Here is a 21,284-nt window from a genome sequence, read left to right on the forward strand (position 1 = left end):
AATAACTTACTCATTACGGAGTAGCGACGCCGGACGTTGGCGTAAAGCGCTCCATGTTCCGGCATACCCACAGATCAAAGTAGCGATCAAGGCGATGGCTGGAGTTAGCAGTACAACCTCGGTTATTAAAGAAAACTCCAACTTTAAAATGTAAACCGTGATGGCCCAAGAAGCAGTTGAGCCAATAACCGTTGCGACAAGTGCGGATATCAGGCCGAGCATGCCAAATTCCAAAAAGAAAGTGGCTGCGAGAGACCGCCTGCTTGCGCCGAGCACTTTGAGGATAATCGAATCGTAAACTCGACGTTTATGACCAGCTGCAACCGCACCACCCAGGACGAGAGTTCCTGCAAGCAGTGCAACAGACGCGATGACGGATAGGGCGATGGCAACGTGGCTGAGTAAGTCTGTGGCGGCTTGAAGCGCTTCTTTGACCCGAATGGAAGACACATTGGCAAAGGTATCTGTCACCGCAATTTCAAGGTTGTCTTCAATCTCGGGCGCGGCCTTTACGGTGGCAATATGAGTTTGGGGCGCGCGCGACATCAGGCCGGGGGAGAACACCATGACAAAATTAATCTCCAGACCACCCCACTCAATTTTGCGCAAGTTGGCGATTTCTACGTCGATTGGGCGACCCAGGAGATTAATGGTCAAACTATCGCCAAGGGAGAGGTTTAGGCCTTTTGCGACAGCTTGATCCAAGGAGACAAGGGGTTTCCCGTCGTAATCTTCCGGCCACCACTCTCCGGCGACAATATTCGTATTACGAGGCATTTCTGCCGACCAGGTCAGTCCGCGATCACTTCTGAACACCCACTGAATTTCGGGGGGGATTTTAAGTTCAGAGGGCGGGGTTCCGTTTACAGCGGTTATCCTGCCGCGCATCATGGGAACACGACGAAGTTCACTTACGCCTTCTGTTGCGTTGACGAGTTTTTCAAACTCTTCTACCTGATTGGGCTGTATATCTATGAAATAAAACCCGGGGGCTTCTTCTGGCAGGCTCTGGGTTACGGCTTGACGCACATTACCCTCAAGCAGGGCAACAATCACCAGAACGGTTAGTCCAAGGCCCATAGAGAGAATAACGCTGGTTGTTGGCGCTCCGGGTCTATGGAGATTGGCAACAGCTGTTCTCAAGGCAGGATGCGTGGCACGGGGAAGCAATTTTGTAAGTTTGGTGACGCACAAACCAACAAGATTGTAGATAATGAAAGTTAGGATAGTTCCGGCGATAAAAAATCCAGCGATTTTTGGATTATTCGCGAAGGCGATCGCTGTTAAGGCCAGCAGAACAGCACTGATCGATAAAGCACCCATCGCCTTGAAGGTTGGTCGTCCCGTGATGGGAGATGTTAAATCTCTAAACAACCGGGCAGGAGAGGTTTTGCCGGCTTTTGACAATGACCAGATCGAGAAGGTGAAGGCGGTAAGGAAACCAAATGACGCGGCGAGGGCCAGGGGTTCAATGTAGAGATTGGCAGCAATCTCCCAACCGAGGACGCCTTGGGCAAATTCGGCGGCCAAATAGGGGGCCAAAGCACCTGCGGCCAATCCGGCCAAGGTACCAAAGAAGGTCAGAACCAGAATTTGTGCAAGATATATCTGGAATATCAGGCGTGAAGGGGCGCCGAGGCATTTCAGTGTCGCGACAACACCGACTTTGCTGTCCATGAAGCTTTTTACAGCATTACCGATACCAACGCCGCCTACCAGAAGTGCGGCCAAGCCAATTAAGGTAAGGTACATATCCAGGACGTCGATGAATTGGCTTATCCTTGGAGCTGCTTTTTCTGAGCTTCTGATTCTCCAGCCCGCTTCAGGGAAGGTGGTGGTCAGGTTTTCCTGAAAAGCTTTTAGATCTGTATTTTGAGGAAGGGCGAGCCGATAATCATATCGTACAAGGCTTCCGGGTTGAATAAGTCCTGTGCCTTCTAGACTCTCTCCTGAGACCATAACAGTTGGGCCATAGGTAAAGGCCCGTGTTGAAAGGTCCGGCTCTTTAACCAAGGCGGCACGAATTTGATATTTCCCGTTGCCAATAATAATCTGGTCGCCAACCTGAAGAGAAAGTTTGCGCATAAGGTTGGGGGCGATAACGGTTCCCCAGCCCTGATCGGTTTTCGCTAAGGCTTGGTGCAACGGCAGGGTCGGCTCGGTAATGACATCGCCATACAGCGGGTAGACCTGGTCTACCGCCCGCAATTCAATCAGAGTGCGTTTGCCACCGTCGCGATTTTGTTTGCCCATTGTACGCATTTCTCGCACCAAGGAGACTTTACTTTTATCCTTAAGCCAATTGAGCTGTGCATCGGTTGCTTTTTTGTGAACGAGGTTTAGGGCGATATCTCCCCCCAACAGGTTTTGACCATCGTTTCGTAAACCTTGTTCAATCGCAGCAGATATAGATCCAACCGCTGCTATGGCGGCGACGCCCAAAAAGAGACAGGCAATAAATATACGAAAGCCCTTTAGGCCACCGCGGAGTTCACGAAACGCATAGGTTAAAGCAAGGGAAAAGGGCAAACGCTGGCGCATTGAGATTATCCCTGCTGAACTAAGGCGGAAGAGGTGTCTTGTTTGCTCTCACTCAAGCGGCCGTCTTTAAGAGTAATGGTCCTGTTACACATTTTGGCCAGCCGCTGGTCGTGGGTAATCAGAACGAGGGTCGTGCCGTGATCTTTTTGAAGTTGAAACAAAAGGTCGATAATTATTTCGCCTGTTGCACTGTCGAGATTTCCCGTGGGCTCGTCCGCGAGCAGGAGCTTTGGCTCCGCGGCAAAAGCTCTGGCCAAGGCAACTCTCTGTTGTTCTCCGCCGGAAAGCTGGCCCGGAAAGTGATCCAGTCTGTGGCCGAGTCCAACGGCTTCTAGCCGAGCCTGAGCGCGCGACAATGCGTCAGGTTTGCGGGCAAACTCTAAAGGCACGGCGACATTTTCAAGGGCTGTCATGGTTGGAATCAGGTGGAAATCCTGAAAAACAATACCAACGGCATCCCGTCTGAATCTGGCCAGAGAGTCTTCGTCCAGGGCGCCGAGATCGTTCCCATCAATTTCGACCAGCCCTGAGGTTGCTGCTTCAAGACCTGCCATCAACATCATCATGGATGATTTTCCAGCACCAGAAGGTCCGACGACGGAAACGGTTTCGCCTGTTTCAATATCGAGATTAATATTTTTAAGAATGTCGACGGTGCCTGCTTGTGATGCAAGGGTGAGGTTCACGTTTGACAGATGAACGAGCTTGGGAGAACCAGAGTTCATAGCGGCAGGACTTTCTTTTCGATGTCATAATGCTTTGATCAATAAGCTATATGGTATTTTAAGCTAAGAATTCAATCACCAGAATGTTAACTGTAGATTTAAAGGAAATCCTTGTTCCTTATCCAGACAAAACCCATTTCTATGTATACAGTGTAATAACATGTTCATTTTGTCGAGATTGGACGAATCAATTTATGGTACGTAAAATTATTCAGAGCACTTTGTTTCTATTATTTTCTCTCATGGTTTATGGAAGTCCTGCTTCTGCTGAAAATTCCATCAAATTACTCGCCTATGGTGATAGCCTCACTCATGGATACGGTTTGGAGGCTGGGGATACCTTTCCTGATCGGCTTCAGTCAGCTCTGAATGAAGCAGGGTATGTTGTGGAAGTGATCAATGGCGGTAATTCCGGAGATACTTCGGCGTCTGGACTTGCACGATTAGAGTGGGCGCTGATCGATAAACCTGAAGTGGTTATTGTGGAGCTCGGTGCGAATGACGGCCTTCGTGGGTTAGAGCCATCTGAAACTCGCAAAAATTTACGTAAAATATTGCAGGGCTTTAAGAACTTTGGCGCAAAAATTCTTCTGACAGGAATGCAGGCTCCGAGAAATTTGGGTGCAGAATATGTTTCTGAATTTGATAAAATATACCCTGAACTCGCAAAGGAGTTTGGCGTTGAGCTTTATCCCTTCTTCTTGAGTGGTGTAGCGTTGAACCCTGAACTGAATCAAGCAGATGGTATCCATCCAAACCGAAATGGTGTGGATAAAATTGTGAAAGGAATTCTTCCCTACTTGGAGCCATTACTCGAAGGTAGGACATAATAACGATGCCGTTTATCGCTCCAAGATTTAAAGCTGCTTGTTCACTTTCTCCTGAATGGGCAAAGGCCTGTAACGAAGTTGTTATGGGTATTGGGGATATCCCAAGCGGGGCAAATCTCGGGTTTATTTATATATCCGATATTCTTGTCGATGACCTGTCGAGTATCCTGGCTTATTTACGGAAAAAAATAGGAATTGAGAACTGGAGCGGGACGGTTGGCATTGGTGTTGCTGCAACCGCCGCTGATCAGCTGGGGCGAATTTCAGCGCAAGAGATATATGACGCTCCTGGACTTACGATTCTTGTTGGGGCGTTTCCAGTGGGGAGCTTTCAGGTTTTTGAATCTGGACAGGTTGAAACCGAAGAGGGTATCAAACTCGTTGTGACGGGCGAGGGCGTAGAGCGATGGCTGGAGACAAATACTCCTTATCTTAGTGTTGTCCATGGGGATCCGAGAAATTACGATTTACCTTTGCAACTCTCATCTTTAGCCGCGGGTCTGGAAACTTATTTGGTTGGTGGTTTGTCCTCCTCTCGCTCCGATCTTCCCCAAATTGCAAATCATCTAACGGAATCTACAGTTTCGGGAGTTTTCTTTAACGAAACAGCGCCTGCGATTACCGGTTTGACCCAGGGTTGCAGCCCTATTGGTCCGAAAAGGCGGGTTACTTCCGTTGATGAACGAAAAATATTTTCCATAGATGGACGCCCGGCACTAGAGGTGATGAAGGAAGATATTGGGGAACTTCTTGCAAGGGATCTGAGTAAAATTGGGGGGTACATTTTTATTGGTTTCCCCGTTGAAGGAACAGACCAAGATGATTATCTGGTACGAAACTTAATGAGTATTGATACCAGTGACGGTTCATTGAACATCACAGAAGAAGTCGAAGTTGGACAAGAGCTCTTTTTTTGCCGTCGAGATAATGAAGGGGCCCGAAAAGATCTCAATCGCCTGTTGGATGCGATGCGCGCACGCCTGCCTAGTCCGCCAAAGGCTGGATTGTATTATTCATGTCTAGGGCGCGGTCAGGCTTTGTTTGGACCCAATTCCGAGGAATTAAATGTTATTCGGCAAGAATTCGGGGATATGCCGCTGGTTGGTTTTTTTGCCAACGGCGAAATTTCTCATGACCGCCTTTATGGTTATACCGGTGTTCTGACGCTCTTTTATTAATTTACATAGATTTATTGATCTACACACGAAATACACAGGAAATTGAATGTTATATAAAAATCTTGGCCGTACCGACATTAAAGTCAGCGAATTATGTTTGGGAACAATGACCTGGGGGGAGCAAAACACCCAAAAAGAGGCCTTCGAACAGATGGATTACGCTGTCAATCAGGGGATTAACTTTTTTGATACTGCTGAAATTTATGCCGTTCCTCCAAAAGCGGAAACTTATGGAAGGACAGAGGAAATAATCGGCAACTGGTTTCAGGAAAAGGGAAGTCGAGATAAAATTATTCTCGCTTCGAAGGTTGCAGGACCAAGCCCGGCACAGACCTATATCCGTGGGGAAGTTTCCCGTTTTAACCGCAAACATATCGTCGCAGCTTTGGATAATTCTTTGCGTCGCTTGAAAACTGATTATATCGATCTCTATCAACTGCATTGGCCAGATCGTAATTCTAACTTATTCGGCCAACTTGGGTTTGAACACAACGATCAGGAAAGAATAACTCAACCCGAAGAGACTTTGGCTGTACTGGATGACTTGGTGAAGGCCGGTAAAATTCGCCACGTCGGATTATCGAACGAAACTCCTTGGGGAACGATGAAGTTTCTTCAACTTGCAGAAGAAGGTAAGGGGCCGCGGATGGTCTCCATTCAAAATCCTTATAGCTTGTTGAACAGAAGCTTCGAAGTCGGGTTGGCCGAAGTTGCAATGAGAGAAGATATCGGGTTGTTATCTTATGCTCCTCTTGGGGCTGGAGTTTTGACAGGTAAATATCTTCATGGCGCCCGCCCAGAAGGCGCACGGATGAGCCTTTTTTCTGATAATACGAGGTATATGGGCGAGCGTGGCCAGATGGCTGTCGCAGATTATATCGGGTTGGCTGAAAAGCATCGCCTTGATCCGGCGCAAATGGCTCTTGCCTATGTCCGATCACGTCCCTTTGTTACAGCACCAATAATTGGGGCCACAAAGATGGCACAATTAAAGGTAAATATTGAATCTGCTGAGATAACTTTGTCGACAGACTTGTTGAAAGAGATTGAGGAATTGGGGAAAAAACATACTATTCCATGTCCTTAAGTCTTATTGATTTATAGTGTTTATTATTAAAAATTAAATAGTTATGCATGTCACAGTAATCTGTGATCATCAGTTGAAATAAAGGCTTCGCGTTAAGTTTATATACAGGAGGCACCCATGCGGTTATTTTCGGCAATTGCTCTACCTGAAGAAGTTCGATTACGTCTTCTGGGACTTTGCCAGGGATTACCTGGCCAACGGTGGGTGGCTCCTGAAAACTTTCACCTAACGCTCCGTTTTTTTGGCGATATTGATGGTGGACAAGCACGTGACTTGGATGATGTTTTCAGTCGGTTACACTTTAACCCTTTTGAGATCCGTTTAAGTGGGGTTGGTTTTTTTGGTAGAGAAAGCCGACCGCGGATGCTCTGGGTTGGGGTCGAAAAAACACCTGAGATAGCAGATTTAAGGCGTAAAGTTGAACATGCAGCCCAATCCATTGGTATTCGACTGGATCGTGAAAAATTTACCCCACACGTAACCCTTTGTCGTTTTAAAAATGATCCTGGATTTGCTTTTGGGAATTATTTGAAGGAGAACAATCTTTTTTCTCATCCCCCTTTTGTGGTCGAAAGTTTTGGACTTTATTCTAGTCAGCTTACGCCGTCGGGGGCGTGTTACTTTTTAGAAGCGGATTATCCTGAACCGTTTTATTCTTGGCCTGAGACTCTCGATATATAAGATAAAGGCCACTGGAGATAATTACAGCTGCGCCCGCCAGCACATGAATTTCGGGTATTTCCTGCCAGAACACCCAGCCAAATATCATACCCCATAATAGCATTGTATAGTCAAAGGGGGCTATGACTGCAGCGGGAGCATATCTATAAGCCTGACCAGTAAGAAAATGTGCGGTTGTTGCAACCCCCGCCATGCCAACAAGAAGCAGAAGATCGTTGCCGCTCGGTAATGTCCAAGCGAAAGGTTCCCAAGGTAGAACGAGAGAAATTGATGCCAAACAGACCGTCGCGATAGTCCCCCAAAGAGTCATGCCAGAAGAGGTGCTGTGGTGCCTGAGCTGTCGGGTCATAATCATGAGGACGGCATAAAAAAAAGCTGCTGCTACTGGGAAAATTGCGGCCGGTTGAAAACTGTCTGTACCAGGTTGAAGGACGATCAACACACCGATAAAACCAGTGCCTAGGACAGCCCAACGATGAGGTCCTACTTTTTCATTTAAAAAAATAATTGATAAAACGGTAGTGAAAAGGGGGGCAACAAAAGCAATTGCAAAGGCCTCGGCCAAGGGCATAAAAGGAAGAGCGGCATAGAAAGACCCTGCCGCAAAAATAATGAGAGAAGACCTCGCGGCCAGCAACCAAGGCCGATCCGATTTCATATTTTTTAGGCCACCCGTTTTTATCATCAGAATAAAAGCAATTGGCAGACTAAAAGTGTTCCTGATTAGGATTATACTTACGATACTATAGGAGGCCGTGAGCCATTTAGCGATGCCGTCCATAACCGATGTGCAAAACACCATGGCAATGGCAAGGAATATGCCAAGGAGTATGCGATCCTGATTATTATCAGAGGGGGTATTCCCTGTATTTGGGGGCTTATTCATGAAATTTCTGACTGAGGTGTGAAATTAAGCCTGTAACGCCAATTTCAATGACATCCAACATGGTTTCATAATCAGATGGCCCGCCGTAATATGGATCATTGACTTCCTTATTCGCTTCATCACAAAAATCTAAAAACATGAATAGTTTAGGTAAATGCTCTGGGGGGCATTTACTTTGCAGTATATTCATATGTCCACAATCCATAGCAAGAATGAGGTCAAAGTCATGAAAATCGTGCTGTTTTAATTGTCGCGCTCTCAGGTCAGAATAGTCATAACCTCTTTGTGATGCGAGTTTAAGTCCCTGAGACGTCGGCGCTTCGCCAATGTGATAACTGTGAGTGCCCACTGAATCCGTTTCGATGAGATGACTAAGACTTTCCTCGGCCAATTTATGGCGGAGAATTCCATTGGCACTTGGTGAACGGCAAATGTTCCCGGTGCATACAAAGAGAACTTTGTATTTCGTCATCTCTTGTATTCCTGAAATAAAGCGTGATTTGTGAGGTTTTGGTTGAAGACCCTATTCGTATATGCGTTTGATTTGTATATTTAAAGACTAAGACAGTTAAGCTGTCTAGAAATGATTGTATACAATTTTTCTTTAGAGATTTTGATTTATGTCTCTTTTTTTATGACGAAGCTTGCACGTAAGGGAATAAGGTGAGGGATCGAGAGTCATAAATTATTTTCGGATCTTAAATTTTAATGAACGCTGACTTGATTGAAACGATGAAAGAGGTCTGATGACAGCCCATGCGCGTATTTTTATAATAATTATAAAATTTATGATTTTGTCAATATTAGTAAGGACCTAGATGACATGTAGATCTTGTTAAACGTGCAAATTAAAAAATAGTATTGTTACATATTTTCGTTCATAGGTTGAATACTTAGAGCAAAAATTGAGTAATAACCTTTAATTACGGAGCTTTGTTCTGGCTTCTGTAAGTTGACAAATTCCCTGAGAACGGCAACGCTAATTTAGCGACGCATAAACACTCGTTGAGAATCAGATTCAGGTTCTCCTAAAAAAGCGCCGCATCTAATACAGGGAGTCCAAAGTGAAAATAAAAAATTTATTAAAAGGCCTGGTCTTTGCCACGGCCGTCTCCGCTACCGCATTGTCTACGTCTGTTACGTATGCTGGAACACCAGATAATGTTCTCGTCGTTGCCAACAGAATTGACGATATTACATCGCTTGATCCACAAGATTTGTTTGAATTTGCCGGGTCAGACTATGCGAATAACGTTTATGACAAGCTGGTAAGTTTTGATCCAAATGACCTGTCTAAAGGCTACGTTGCTGGTTTGGCTGAAAGCTGGACCATTAGTGATGACGGGAAAACGTTTACGTTTAAAATTGCTAAGGGTCGGAAGTTCCATTCCGGTAACCCAATAACAGCCCACGATGCAGAGTTCTCTCTCCGTCGTGCTGTAGCTATGAAAAAGACACCCTCTTTCATTCTCACTCAATTTGGTTTTAATGCTGATAATCTTGAAGCAACTATCAAAGCAACAGATGACTATACTCTAGTCGTTAAAACCGATGAGAAATATGCGCCATCGTTTGTTTTGAACTGTTTTGCAGCAGTGGTTTCTTCTATTGTTGATGCAAAGGTTGTAAAGTCTCACGAAGTTGATGGCGACTGGGGCAATAAATGGCTGCAGACAAATTCTGCGGGTTCCGGTGCTTACTCACTTGTTAGCTGGAAACCAAGTGAATCTTATCGCTTGAAGGTTAATTCTGATTACTGGCTGCATAAACCAGCTATGAAAAGTGTTATTGTACGTCACATTGATGAATCTGCGAACCAACGTCTTCTCCTTGAAAAGGGAGATATCGATGTTGCCCGTAATCTGACACCTACAGATGTCGAAGGTATTTCGAGCAACGCTGATCTTGCCGTTGATAACGATCTTCGTGGTCGTATCATGTATATCTCCATGAATCAGAAAGATCCCATTCTTTCGAAACCGAAAGTTCGTGAGGCTCTTCGGTATCTCATCGATTATGATGGAATGGTGAATTCTTTCCTTAAGGGGCAGTACGTTGTTCATCAGGCCTTCTTGCCTCTGACTTATATGGGTGAGTTGAAAGACAAACCGTTCAGTCTAAATGTTGCCAAGGCAAAATCCCTGCTTGCAGAAGCTGGGTATGCTGACGGCTTTGATGCGGAAATCATTGTGCGTAATGCGCAAGAACGTATTCAGATTGCCCAATCGCTTCAAAATACCTTTAAGCAGGCAGGGATAAATATCAGCCTGACACAAGGAACTGGTAAGCAAATTCTGGGTAAATATCGTGCGCGTGACTTCCAGATCTATGTTGGTGCTTGGGGGCCAGATTATCCAGATCCGCATACAAATGCAGATACTTTTGCCTCTAACCCTGATAATAATGGCGAACATGCTGGTAAATTAGCTTGGCGTAATGCTTGGGATATTCCTGAATTGACTGCTTTGACAAAAGCGGCTTCTCAAGAAACGGACAAAGTAAAACGTGCTCAGATGTATGTTGATATGCAGAGAGATCATCAGTTTAATTCTCCGTTTGTGGAAATGTTCCAAAAAAATGAGCAAACAGGTAGACGCGCCAATGTTAAGGGCTTCTATACAGGTTCTGCTGTTACTCAGGTCTTCTATTGGACAGTTACAAAGTAGTATTTGATGAGTAATGCTGTTGATACAGCGACGCCGAAGCGGCGCGGGGGAACCGCGCCGCTTCTAAAGCGTCTGAAAAGTTTGATCACGGTTCTTTTCTCCGTGTTGCTTACTTTAGTGGGTTTGTTGTTTGTTACCTTTATTATCGGTCGTGTTATGCCGGTTGATCCTGTTTTGGCAATCGTTGGAGAACGTGCCTCGCAGGAAATTTACGACGCTGCCTACATATCTCTTGGTTTGGATAAACCTTTACTTGTTCAGTTTGGCATTTTCATGCATCAAATTGCTCAAGGTGACTTCGGGATGTCCAACTTGACTGCTCGGCCCGTAACTGAAGATATTCTACGGGTATTTCCTGCAACGCTGGAACTCGCCTCGCTCGGAACAATATTCGGTGTTGCCTTTGGTGTGCCAATGGGAGTGGTTGCCGCAGTTAACGAAGGGAAATGGCAAGATCAAGTTGTCCGATTTGTCGGACTTTTTGGCTATTCAATGCCTATTTTTTGGATTGGTTTGGTCGGTCTGATTATCTTTTATGGTATTCTCGGCTGGGTTGGTGGACCAGGTCGTTTAGATATTTATTACGAAGACGTTATTCCTGTCGTCACAGGGCTAATGTTAATCGATAGCCTTATCGAAGGTGATATCGATATTTTTTGGAATGCACTTTCCCATATAATTTTGCCAGCTTCTATTTTAGGATATTATTCACTCGCATATATCAGCCGTATGACGCGGTCATTCATGCTAGAGCAGTTATCTCAGGAATATATCACAACCGCGAGAGTCAAAGGTCTTTCCGAACATGCTGTTGTTTGGCGACACGCCTTGGGTAACGTTATGATCCCCTTAATAACGGTTATTGCACTTTCTTACGCAAACCTGCTTGAGGGATCTGTTTTAACTGAAATCATTTTTGCTTGGCCAGGTTTAGGGTCCTACCTTACGACTGCGCTTCTTTCTGCTGATATGAATGCTGTTATTGGAGGAACAGTTGTTGTTGGAATGATTTTTGTCGGGCTCAATCTATTATCTGATTTTCTCTATAAAGTCGTAGACCCGAGGGCGAAATGACAATGAATTCTGATACACCTGCCCTAAAACAAGGGGTTCGGGCGTGGCTGACAAGCGATGCCCCAGAATCACGTTTTCATGCGCAAATGGTTCAGCTTTATGCCGGATGGCAATCTCTCTGTGCCAACAAACTCGCTTTTGTAGGGTTTTTAATCATTGTTGTGTTAATTTTGGTTGCGATATTTGCTCCATTATTAGCGACCCACGACCCTTCAATACAGGATTTAAAAGCAACCCTTTTACCCCCTCAAACTGACGGTCATATTTTTGGTACCGACGATAGTGGGCGAGATATTTGGAGCAGGGTCGTCTATGGCTCGCGGATAACATTGTTTATCGTGGCTTTGGTTGCATTTACGGCACCTGTGTTTGGTCTGTTGGTCGGCACAGTATCTGGTTATCTCGGCGGATGGGTTGATACCGTTTTGATGCGGATCACAGATATATTTTTGGCCTTTCCACGTTTGGTTCTAGCGTTGGCTTTTGTTTCAGCTCTTGGCGCGGGTATTGAAAATGCCGTCTTGGCGATATCGCTTACTGCTTGGCCGCCTTATGCGCGTATTGCCCGCGCTGAAACTCTGACGATACGCCATAGTGATTATATCGCTGCAATCCAGTTGCAGGGTGCAGGGAGAATAAGGATCATTATTGGCCATATCTGGCCAATGTGTATGTCGTCATTAATCGTTCGGGTAACCTTGGATATGGCGGGTATTATTCTGACGGCAGCCGGCTTAGGTTTCCTTGGTTTGGGTGCTCAACCGCCTAGTCCCGAGTGGGGTGCAATGATTTCAGCTGGTCGAACCTTTATTTATGATCACTGGTGGATTGCAACAATGCCGGGATTGGCAATTTTTATTGTTTCTCTGGGGTTTAATTTACTTGGAGATGGGTTGCGCGATATTCTCGATCCAAAGAAAGCAGATTCATGAGCAAGCCGCTTTTAGAAGTTGAAGATCTTTGGGTTCGTTTCCCGTCCAAGAAGCGTGTCGTCGAGGCGGTTCGTGGGATTTCTTTTTCTGTCGGACGTGAACGTATCGGTATTGTTGGAGAATCCGGTTCCGGAAAATCTATGACGGGGAGAGCAATCCTACGTTTGATTAAATCTCCAGGAGAAGTTGAAGCCAAAAAAATCATTTTTGACGGCCAGGATTTACAGGCACTTAGCGAAAAGGAAATGCGGAGTATCCGAGGACATAAAATATCCTTGGTTATGCAGGACCCGAAATTTTCACTCAATCCGGTTATGAAGGTTGGTGATCAAATCGCAGAAGCATACCGTGTGCATACCAATGCATCTCGTGCCGAAGCAAAAGAACGTGCGATCGATATGCTCAACGCAGTTCAAATACGTAATGCCGAGCGGGTTTATGATAGTTATCCCCATGAAGTTTCTGGAGGGATGGGACAACGTATCATGATTGCCATGATGCTTATTCCTGAGCCGGATCTTTTGATCGCTGATGAGCCGACTTCTGCGTTGGATGTAACCGTGCAAATGCGGGTACTCCAAATCATGGATAAGCTTGTCAAAGAACGCGGTATGGGCTTGATCTTTATCAGTCATGATTTGAACCTGGTTGCGTCGTTCTGTGATCGCGTGATTATCATGTATGGCGGTAGAATAGTTGAAACTTGCCGAGCGGATGAATTGCAGAATGCTCAACATCCCTATACCCGTGGTTTGCTTAATGCATTACCTGATATTCATAAACCAAAAGACCAACTGTCCGTTCTTGAGCGTGACCCCAAGTGGATAGAGGATCCCAGTGTCGATGCCCACACGTGATAAAACGATCGAACCCAATCATAATAACGTGGGTAAGGCAAAAATTGCACTCCAGATAGATAGTTTGAATGTCTATTTTGGGGAAGGACATGACCGTTTTCAAGCGGTAAAGGACGTCTCTATTTCTGTGGCAGAGGGTGGGTCATTCGGCCTTGTCGGAGAATCCGGGTCAGGTAAATCCACAGTCCTTCGCGCGATCAGCGGTCTCGTGACTGACTGGGATGGCGTCATTGATGTTGATGGCGAGCACATCAACAAAAAACGTGAGATGTCATATTGTCGTACGATCCAGATGGTTTTTCAGGATCCTTATGCTTCTTTGCATCCGCGTCATAGTATTGATCGGACTTTGTCCGAACCGTTACGTCTTCATAAATTTGACAACATTGATGACCGGGTAAATCAGGCGCTTATAGATGTTGGGCTGGGAACTTCTTTTCGGTTTCGTTACCCACACCAGTTGTCAGGTGGGCAACGTCAAAGGGTTGCTATTGCGCGTGCTTTAATGTTGGAGCCAGTTATTCTTTTGTTGGATGAGCCAACGTCGGCATTGGACGTATCCGTGCAGGCGGAGATACTCAATCTACTTTCGGATATTCGTAAAAACCGTAAGTTGACCTATATTCTTGTAACTCATGATTTAGCTGTTGTTGCACATATGTGCGATGAGATCGCAGTGATGAGCCATGGTAAAATCGTCGAGGTTATGGATGTGGAAACTATGAGACATTCAACACCAAAGCATGAATATACACGTGAGTTGCTCGAAGCCAGTGAAGGTTATCGTCCGGAGCTGTAAAACTAACGCCAAACATAAAAAATAGCCTTTTGGTATAAAGTTTTACTTAAAAATTAGAACAAACAGGAATGAAAATGACGGAAACACTTATTCCGGTTTTTGATGGTCACAACGATACACTTCTGCGGCACGTCATGAACGAAGGTACCTCAAAACAAGTATCTTTTTTTGAGGAAAATAAAACAGGCCACATTGATTTGCCGCGTGCACGTAGAGGTGGATTTACTGGCGGTCTTTTTGCCATGTTTACGCCATCGAAATATGACGATACTTCTGGTGTACCTTTTGATCCTAATGACCCTGCTAACTTTGCTCCAATAGATCAGCCTGGTGCTTTGATTTTTACGAATAGCATGTTTGCAAAGGCCCAGCGCTTGGAAAGAGAAAGTAAGGGGGAGATCGTTATTGCTCGGTCAATTTCCGAAGCTCGGACGGCAATGACGGCGGGTAAACTGGTTATGATCATGCATATAGAAGGTGCAGAGGCAATTGATGCTAATTTTGATGCCTTAGAAGTGCTCTATGCAGCCGGGTTGAGATCCATAGGGCCAGTTTGGAGTCGTAAAAATATATTTGCTGATGGTGTTCCTATGGCGTTTCCTAGTTCGCCTGATACTGGTACAGGGCTAACAGATACGGGCTGTGAACTGATAAGAAACTGTAACGGCATGGGCGTAATGATCGATCTATCGCACATCACTGAAAAAGGTTTCTGGGATGTGGCAAAAATATCGACAAAGCCTTTGGTTGCTTCGCATTCTAATGCGCATGCTCTGTGCCCTTCTGCACGTAATTTAACAGATAAACAGCTTGATGCGATACGAGAAAGCAAAGGTCTTGCCGGGATAAATTATCACGTTGCTTTCTTACGTGAAGATGGCGCCCATAATGTGGATACATCTCTTGAGGTTCTGGTGAGACATACAGCTTATCTTGTGGAAAAGCTTGGTGAGGATGGCGTGGCACTTGGGTCGGATTACGATGGGTGCTTGGTGCCTTCAGATCTTAAGGATGTTGCAGGACTGCCTAAGCTTATGGAGAGTTTTCGTTCTGCTGGGTTCGGGAATCAACTAATTCGAAAAATTGCCAGCGAAAACTGGTTAAGTGTTCTTGAGCGTACTGGTATTTGAGATGGCAATCTTAAGTATAACCTTTCGTTTTGGTTTCGTAACGAAACTCTAATTAATCTATATTTATCAATTATTAAGCTTGCTTCTTATAGCATCAATCGGCATTATTTATTACCTAAATAGTAGATTTATATTTTTATAAATCAATTTTTTAGGTAGTTAAAATTTAGTCGTAACCTTAAGGGAAATATTGGTGTCAGAAGCAGTTATCAGAGAGAAGAGTGAACCTCTTCTCTTAAATCAGCCTCTTCAGGGTTTTCTGACCTATTGGGAAGGAAAGTGTCAAGGCGAGAAGCTTCCCCATAAAGACACTATGGACCCAGTCGAACTTCGCGGCCTTCTAAACTTTATCATATTGTTTGAGGTTATTGAGGGTGGCAAAGATTTCAAAGTCAGGATCTGCGGGAATGAGCTCCGGGAGGTCGTGTCAGCTCCGTTACAGGGTGAGTTATGGAGTAAGTTGGAAAGAGATGAGGTTGTTGTTACAGCATCTACAACCCTTAAGCAGGCAGTGGACAACAAAGAACCAGTTTATGAAATTGAGGGATCAATGGCTTCTATCGGACGACCTCATGTTTGTTTTCAGTCGATTGTCGTCCCATTGGCCTCGGATGGTGAAGTGGTTGATTTCCTGATGGGCGCCTATGCTTATAGATAATAAGGTCTTATTATAGTCAAAACTCTAGATTTCGTCACAAGCTTCACAATCCCTTGAATTGTATCTTCTATTTCCATCGTTCATAAATTACTCAGAAGCTCCGTAAGGTTTTTTTGGATAGGGTAGACAAGGACGATGGACGATTTACTCATAAAAATACGCGCTTGTCGGGTTTGTGAAGTTGATCTTCCTCTTGGTCCGCGGCCTGTTGTCAGAGCGTCTAAAACTGCAAAAATTCTGATTATTGGTCAAGCGCCAGGTACGAAGGTTCATGAAACCGGAATACCTTGGAACGATCCATCTGGGAACCGTCTTAGAGAATGGTTGGGTGTTGATCCAAATACCTTTTATGATGAAAGCCGAATTGCAATTATGCCGATGGGCTTTTGTTACCCTGGCCGGATAGAGAAAGGTGGTGATGCACCGCCGAGACCAGAATGCGCGCCGCTCTGGCATGAAAAACTCAAACAACAGATGCCAAATATTCAAATTATATTGTTAGTCGGGCAATATGCACAACGCTATTATTTGGGTAAACTGAAAAAGAAAACGCTTACTGAAACAGTGCGTTGCTGGCAGGAATATCTTCCAGATTATTTTGTTACACCTCACCCGAGTTGGCGTTCTGCGACATGGTTAAAAAAACATCCCTGGTTTGAAGAGGAGGTTTTGCCTGTCTTACGCATGCGCGTTCGGGAGTCGTTGTAGAATCTTAGTCAGAATTTCTAAAGAAACCTAGGAAAGGCTTAGGGTGCGGCTTTCCATTTGTTCCATGTCATCGTCGCTGATGCCAAAGTAGTGGCCGATTTCCTGGAGTAGGACATGATTAACGACCTGACTTAAGTCCTCGCCGTTTTCACACCAAAAATCGAGAATCGGACGACGGAAAAGAAATACGGTATCTTTTTCTTCACTTAGATCTCTATCTGTAGGGCTTTTGCGATCGACGCCCTGATATAAGCCAAGCATTTCAAAAGGGGTTTCACAATCCATTGCTTCCATCATGTATTCTGATGGAAACTCCTGAACTTCAATTTTGATTTGGCTCGCAACATCCCGAAGCTCATCAGGCATATGGGCGTAGGATTCACGTGCCAGAGATTCAATATCACTGATCTCTGGGGGAGTGGTAAAACGCTCTACGTTGTGAAGTTGGCCCATTTTCTTATATCCAAAATGCTAAGGACGGCAATAGGCATAGAATCAGAGGCACTGTCAATGTTTAACACTGTCGCTACATTTTAAAAATCGTTCACTCTTACAGATAATTATTCTATGCTATTGTTAACAAAAGGACAAATTTCGTTATCACAGGAAGTATGAATATGACCAGTCGACAGGTACCAGAAAAATTGACCTCAGACGAACGTAAGAACCTGTTTTCATCGCTTGAAGGGTGGACGATGGAGTCAGATAGAGATGCTATTCGCAAAATTTTTATGTTCAAGAGTTTTAATCAGGCGTGGGGCTTTATGAACAGGGTTGCATTGGTAGCTGAAAAAATGGGGCATCACCCTGAATGGTTTAATGTTTATAACAAGGTTGATATCGTCTTGACGACACATGATTGCGACGGATTGTCTGTACTGGATGTTGAGTTGGCCAAAAAAATGAATCTTTTTGCGTCAAAAGTATAGTGTAACTTCAACCAGAAGAATTTGTATGGGACAGAGCCTTTTTAATGTGACGGTGATACCCCATATGTTTAATATGCGATTTATTCAATTACGAAAACCTGATCCAAATAAACCTGAAGATGTGCTGCTCGAAGATGATGAGAAGCTCGTTAAGCAGAAATTTTTACAAAAGCTTAAAAGAGTTGCCGCGAAAATTAGTTTTTCAGAAAAATTGCTCGCGGCTTATTTCTGCGCCATGGATACAAATACACCTATAAGGGTGAAGGCCATCCTTATGGCTGCTCTTGCATATTTTGTGGTTCCCGCCGATCTAATACCGGATTTTTTGGTAGGACTTGGCTATACAGATGATATTTCGGTGCTTGTTTCAGCTATTACTTCAGTCAATGCGCACGTAAAGGAAGAGCATAGGCAAAAGGCTGGTGATTTGCTCAAAGATCTTGATTAAGTTTCGTTTTGTCAAAAAATCTTAGGTAATCTCTAATCCTTTTATTCTATTATGTTTGACATCTGAGGGGGCTCAGAGGATGAATGTGATGATGAAACAGCTATTTTGTATCTTGGCGCTCTTGTTTTTTATGGGTGTAAAAGTAGAAGCCGTTGAGCTTTATACTGAAGATTTCCCCCCTTATAATTATATAACAAATGGGGAACTCGTTGGCATTGGTCCTGAAATCGTTCGTGCCTTAGCAAAAGATGTCGGCGAAGACCCGAAAATGACTGTGCTTCCTTGGGTTCGAGCTTATAAATATGCTTCTGAAAAAAAGAACACGGGTATTTTCTCTATTGTGAGAACACCGAAAAGGGAACCGGATTTTCAATGGGTCGGGCCTCTTTATGCGGTAAGGGTCGGGCTGTATACTAAAAGTGAAAACAAGCACCTTTATTCAGGAGATAGGGAAGAAAATCTCATACAGGCTCGAAAAGTTGGCAGTGTTGCTATTCAATTGGGGGGTGCGGGCGAAGAGTTGTTAACAACGTTAAAGTTCCAAAATTTAAATCCAATTTTAAATGTCAGTAAGTCTTTGTTTCTCTTATTAAAAGGACGATATGATATTTTAGAAACCTCTGATGTCTTTATGGCTTATATGGCAAAAGAAGAAGGTGTTTTAATGAGTGCCGTTAGCGAAATCGCGGTAATTGGTGAGTATGATATGTATCTTGCTTTTTCAAAGAGTACGTCACTTGAGACTGTTGAGAAGTGGCGAAATGCTCTTGAGAAGTACAAAAAAAAGACCAATATAAACAATCCAAGCTGAGCTAATTAAGGCGTGCCTTGTGGCGCGTCACTTGCGGCTTTGATTGTATCTCGGGTAGATTTTTTTTCATCTGCACGTTTGCGTATCTTAGCTTCTCGATGAGCGATATAGATTGCTGAACCTGCGATTATTATTCCACCAACCCATGTCCAAAAATCGGGAACCTCTCCAAACACCATAAAGGCCATCAAAGCCATAAAGGGCAATCGTGCGTAGTCAAAGGGCATAACAGCGGAAGCATCAGCTATTGCCAAAGCCTTCGTGATCAAGAGATTACTAATAGCTCCGATTATTCCGAGTCCAATGACCGCAGCCCAAACATCTGCACTAGGCCACTGCCAAACCATTACCGCAGGACCGAAAGAAATCAGCGTCATGAAGAGAGTTGTATAAAAAACAGTAACGCTTGCGCTCTCGGTTTTTGTAAGGGTTTTCACCACCATAACGGAACCTGCCATTAAAAGAGCTGCAAGTATTGGCAAGAGCATCAGGAGGCTAAACTCACCGACTCCTGGGCGTATGATGACAAGGACACCGACAAAACCCATTGTCGTTGCGCCCCAACGACGCAGCTTTACGTCCTCTTTTAGGATGAGTGCCGCACCAATTGTTGCAAATAAAGGTACTGTAAAGTTCAGGGCCACAGCCTGTGCCATGGGGAGCCAGCTAACGGATGCAAACCAGATCAGCATGGCCGAAATGCCGACTGCGGATCTGATGAAATGTAACTTCAATCGGTCGGTTTTTATACCAGAAAAACCAACCTTTAACAGCCAGGGAAACATGAATGCAAAGGCAAAAAAGTTTCTAAAAAAAGTAACCTGAAAAAGGGGGAGCTCTTCGCTGGCAATACGAACAAACAAATTCATTACCGAAAAGCCAAAGGTGGCGATGACAACCAGTAATGCGCCCTGAATTGGCACAGGGATATTTTTAAAAGCAGTCGTACTGGAAACAGGCATAAGGTATGAGGGCCGATCGGCTGAAGGAATTTAACCCTACTTTAGTCTCAGATTATTGTCATGCTATAAGATCTGACTTTGGAGAAAATCGGCTTTGTTATTACCTGCGAAGAAAGAGGTGGTTGAGGTTGTTAAATGTTTTGAAGAATATCTCAAATTGTTGAGCAAAAATGCTCCATTCAAGACGCTGGTCCAACTCTCTCAATTCGGCATAGATATTGGATAGATTTTTGCGACCATCACAGCGTAGAGCGATTGCAGAAGCGAGGCGAGGGAGTGGCAAATTGAGAGGAACGCCATCCAAATTTGATTTCAGGGTTGTCGTTTTTTTTAGGTTGTTGGAGAGTTGTTGCGCAGACATGTCGCGAAAGATTGGGATAAGAGTTTCCATTTTAGATCGGTCCGTTGTGGAAAGATCCGCAATGGTATTTTTTTTGCGTGTTACATAAAACATATGCAGCTTCATGTTACTGGCAAGTTTTTCGGCAACAGCTGCTTTCTCCATTCTGCTTAGTCCAACGGAGGATTGTTGTAGTTTCGGATCTTTGAGATATGTTTCGAGTTGATAGCGAATAGGCTCGATAAAACTTGCTATGTTCAAGCTTGCTGAACTGACCAGCTCGATGACTTCGGGTACTGTGTAGGCGCGATCGCAGCTGTGCAACAACAAATCAACCAGTTCAGCATCGCTGGCCTTATGGTCGATAACAAAGGGATTACGGTGAAAGCTGTTACTGGCAGGGATTTTTTCGAGTAAGCGGCGGGTGAGTGTTATCTGTTCGGACAACGTCGTGCAATTTTTACCTAAATCGCGGAGCAGAGACTGCATTTCGTACACTCCCTCACGACCATATTTTCCATAAACCATCAACCCCATACCACCTTCTTCTTTGAGGACAGAGGTCAAGGCTTTGAGGCCATCTTTGGGTTCGTTCAAGTGATGGAGAACGCCGCAACAATCAATGTAATCAAATGCCTCAAGGCCAAATCCAGGAAGATCTAACAGGGAACCGTTCATAAAGGTAATATTGGTGAGGCCCCGCTCCTTAGCGCGGGCTTCAGCTATTTTTCGAGAGGCTGAGGATAAATCTAGGTAGGTCACCTGACCTTCGTGACCTTTACCGTCGGGGGAAGCATCTGCGAGCTGTTGTGCCAACATAATTGTGGCATCACCTGTGCCACCCCCTGCGACAAGAGCGCGAAACGGCTGGCTGAAATCTCGATTGCCTGAAAAAAGGTAGTGATTGAGTTCTGCGAGATTGCTTGGGGAACCCGTAATAAGGCGCTTTTTCTCATCCCTGGGATCGCGTGAGGGATAGGGATAGGCTTCGTATTGATCTTGAACTTCAGGCTGATTTTGGATGGTCAATCCGATTACTCCG

General features: G+C 44.7%; 22 protein-coding genes. 15 read left to right on the forward strand and 7 right to left on the reverse strand.

Annotation, left to right across the window (positions count from 1 at the left end; all coding sequences use genetic code 11):
- Positions 1–6: 6 nt before the first annotated feature.
- Together ACFSKO_RS05370 and ACFSKO_RS05375 are read right to left on the reverse strand one after the other, a co-directional pair.
- Complete coding sequence (locus ACFSKO_RS05370) at positions 7–2,541, reverse strand: ABC transporter permease (RefSeq protein ID WP_380249172.1); 2,535 nt, start codon at positions 2,539–2,541, stop codon at positions 7–9.
- Positions 2,542–2,546: 5 nt separating this feature from the next.
- On the reverse strand, positions 2,547–3,266 hold the full coding sequence (locus tag ACFSKO_RS05375; RefSeq protein ID WP_380249174.1) for an ABC transporter ATP-binding protein: 720 nt from the start codon (positions 3,264–3,266) through the stop codon (positions 2,547–2,549).
- A 194-nt stretch (positions 3,267–3,460) separates the two neighbouring features.
- Between ACFSKO_RS05375 and ACFSKO_RS05380 the strand changes: the two genes are divergently transcribed.
- The 4 genes from ACFSKO_RS05380 (at position 3,461) to thpR (ending at position 7,042) form a co-directional block, all read left to right on the forward strand.
- Positions 3,461–4,096, forward strand: a complete 636-nt coding sequence (locus tag ACFSKO_RS05380) for an arylesterase (RefSeq protein ID WP_380249176.1) — start codon at positions 3,461–3,463, stop codon at positions 4,094–4,096.
- 5 nt (positions 4,097–4,101) lie between these two features.
- Entirely contained in the window at positions 4,102–5,274 is a 1,173-nt protein-coding gene (locus ACFSKO_RS05385; protein ID WP_380249178.1) for an FIST signal transduction protein, read from the forward strand.
- 46 nt (positions 5,275–5,320) lie between these two features.
- A complete protein-coding gene (locus ACFSKO_RS05390) occupies positions 5,321–6,361 on the forward strand; it encodes an NADP(H)-dependent aldo-keto reductase (protein ID WP_380249180.1) in 1,041 nt (346 codons plus the stop codon).
- Between the two features lie 117 nt (positions 6,362–6,478).
- On the forward strand, positions 6,479–7,042 hold the full coding sequence (gene thpR, locus ACFSKO_RS05395) for an RNA 2',3'-cyclic phosphodiesterase (RefSeq protein ID WP_380249182.1): 564 nt from the start codon (positions 6,479–6,481) through the stop codon (positions 7,040–7,042).
- Here thpR and ACFSKO_RS05400 read toward each other — a convergent pair.
- Together ACFSKO_RS05400 and ACFSKO_RS05405 are read right to left on the reverse strand one after the other, a co-directional pair.
- Complete coding sequence (locus tag ACFSKO_RS05400; protein WP_380249184.1) at positions 6,960–7,928, reverse strand: DMT family transporter; 969 nt, start codon at positions 7,926–7,928, stop codon at positions 6,960–6,962. The genes thpR and ACFSKO_RS05400 overlap by 83 nt on opposite strands.
- Complete coding sequence (locus ACFSKO_RS05405; RefSeq protein ID WP_380249186.1) at positions 7,921–8,400, reverse strand: low molecular weight protein-tyrosine-phosphatase; 480 nt, start codon at positions 8,398–8,400, stop codon at positions 7,921–7,923. The genes ACFSKO_RS05400 and ACFSKO_RS05405 overlap by 8 nt, the downstream gene beginning before the upstream one ends.
- A gap of 592 nt (positions 8,401–8,992) precedes the next feature.
- Between ACFSKO_RS05405 and ACFSKO_RS05410 the strand changes: the two genes are divergently transcribed.
- The 8 genes from ACFSKO_RS05410 to ACFSKO_RS05445 all read left to right on the forward strand — a co-directional run bounded on the left by ACFSKO_RS05410 (position 8,993) and on the right by ACFSKO_RS05445 (position 16,752).
- Positions 8,993–10,594, forward strand: a complete 1,602-nt coding sequence (locus ACFSKO_RS05410) for an ABC transporter substrate-binding protein (protein WP_380249188.1) — start codon at positions 8,993–8,995, stop codon at positions 10,592–10,594.
- 6 nt (positions 10,595–10,600) lie between these two features.
- Positions 10,601–11,668, forward strand: coding sequence for an ABC transporter permease (locus ACFSKO_RS05415; RefSeq protein WP_380249190.1), 1,068 nt, complete (start codon positions 10,601–10,603; stop codon positions 11,666–11,668).
- A 2-nt stretch (positions 11,669–11,670) separates the two neighbouring features.
- Positions 11,671–12,600 carry an ABC transporter permease gene (locus ACFSKO_RS05420; RefSeq protein WP_380249192.1) on the forward strand — a complete coding sequence of 310 codons (930 nt, stop codon included), beginning with the start codon at positions 11,671–11,673 and terminating at the stop codon, positions 12,598–12,600.
- Complete coding sequence (locus ACFSKO_RS05425; RefSeq protein WP_380249194.1) at positions 12,597–13,457, forward strand: ABC transporter ATP-binding protein; 861 nt, start codon at positions 12,597–12,599, stop codon at positions 13,455–13,457. Before ACFSKO_RS05420 ends, ACFSKO_RS05425 begins: the two co-directional genes overlap by 4 nt.
- The gene (locus ACFSKO_RS05430; RefSeq protein WP_380249196.1) at positions 13,444–14,256 is read left to right on the forward strand and encodes an ABC transporter ATP-binding protein; all 813 of its coding nucleotides are present in this window, start codon (positions 13,444–13,446) and stop codon (positions 14,254–14,256) included. Before ACFSKO_RS05425 ends, ACFSKO_RS05430 begins: the two co-directional genes overlap by 14 nt.
- Before the next feature lie 74 nt (positions 14,257–14,330).
- Complete coding sequence (locus ACFSKO_RS05435) at positions 14,331–15,386, forward strand: dipeptidase (protein ID WP_380249198.1); 1,056 nt, start codon at positions 14,331–14,333, stop codon at positions 15,384–15,386.
- Positions 15,387–15,579: 193 nt separating this feature from the next.
- Positions 15,580–16,044: a PAS domain-containing protein gene (locus ACFSKO_RS05440; RefSeq protein WP_380249200.1), complete on the forward strand. Its 465-nt coding sequence runs from the start codon at positions 15,580–15,582 to the stop codon at positions 16,042–16,044.
- A 135-nt stretch (positions 16,045–16,179) separates the two neighbouring features.
- Positions 16,180–16,752 carry a uracil-DNA glycosylase family protein gene (locus ACFSKO_RS05445; RefSeq protein WP_380249202.1) on the forward strand — a complete coding sequence of 191 codons (573 nt, stop codon included), beginning with the start codon at positions 16,180–16,182 and terminating at the stop codon, positions 16,750–16,752.
- Between the two features lie 27 nt (positions 16,753–16,779).
- Here ACFSKO_RS05445 and ACFSKO_RS05450 read toward each other — a convergent pair whose 3' ends face one another.
- Positions 16,780–17,205: a metallopeptidase family protein gene (locus ACFSKO_RS05450; protein ID WP_380249204.1), complete on the reverse strand. Its 426-nt coding sequence runs from the start codon at positions 17,203–17,205 to the stop codon at positions 16,780–16,782.
- Between the two features lie 164 nt (positions 17,206–17,369).
- On the opposite strand from ACFSKO_RS05450, the gene ACFSKO_RS05455 reads away from it, so the two are divergent.
- From ACFSKO_RS05455 to ACFSKO_RS05465, 3 genes are all read left to right on the forward strand, one after another.
- Positions 17,370–17,681 carry a 4a-hydroxytetrahydrobiopterin dehydratase gene (locus ACFSKO_RS05455; RefSeq protein ID WP_380249206.1) on the forward strand — a complete coding sequence of 104 codons (312 nt, stop codon included), beginning with the start codon at positions 17,370–17,372 and terminating at the stop codon, positions 17,679–17,681.
- Positions 17,682–17,745: 64 nt separating this feature from the next.
- A complete protein-coding gene (locus ACFSKO_RS05460) occupies positions 17,746–18,129 on the forward strand; it encodes a YkvA family protein (protein ID WP_380249208.1) in 384 nt (127 codons plus the stop codon).
- 91 nt (positions 18,130–18,220) lie between these two features.
- Positions 18,221–18,940, forward strand: coding sequence for a substrate-binding periplasmic protein (locus ACFSKO_RS05465; RefSeq protein WP_380249210.1), 720 nt, complete (start codon positions 18,221–18,223; stop codon positions 18,938–18,940).
- A 5-nt stretch (positions 18,941–18,945) separates the two neighbouring features.
- Here the strand turns inward: ACFSKO_RS05465 and ACFSKO_RS05470 are convergent, their stop codons facing one another.
- On the reverse strand, positions 18,946–19,902 hold the full coding sequence (locus ACFSKO_RS05470) for a DMT family transporter (RefSeq protein ID WP_380249212.1): 957 nt from the start codon (positions 19,900–19,902) through the stop codon (positions 18,946–18,948).
- Between the two features lie 100 nt (positions 19,903–20,002).
- On the reverse strand, positions 20,003–21,271 hold the full coding sequence (locus tag ACFSKO_RS05475; protein WP_380249214.1) for a class I SAM-dependent methyltransferase: 1,269 nt from the start codon (positions 21,269–21,271) through the stop codon (positions 20,003–20,005).
- Positions 21,272–21,284 lie beyond the last annotated feature (13 nt).

This window comes from Kiloniella antarctica (assembly GCF_042682825.1).
GTDB classification, from domain to species: Bacteria; Pseudomonadota; Alphaproteobacteria; order Kiloniellales; family Kiloniellaceae; genus Kiloniella; species Kiloniella antarctica.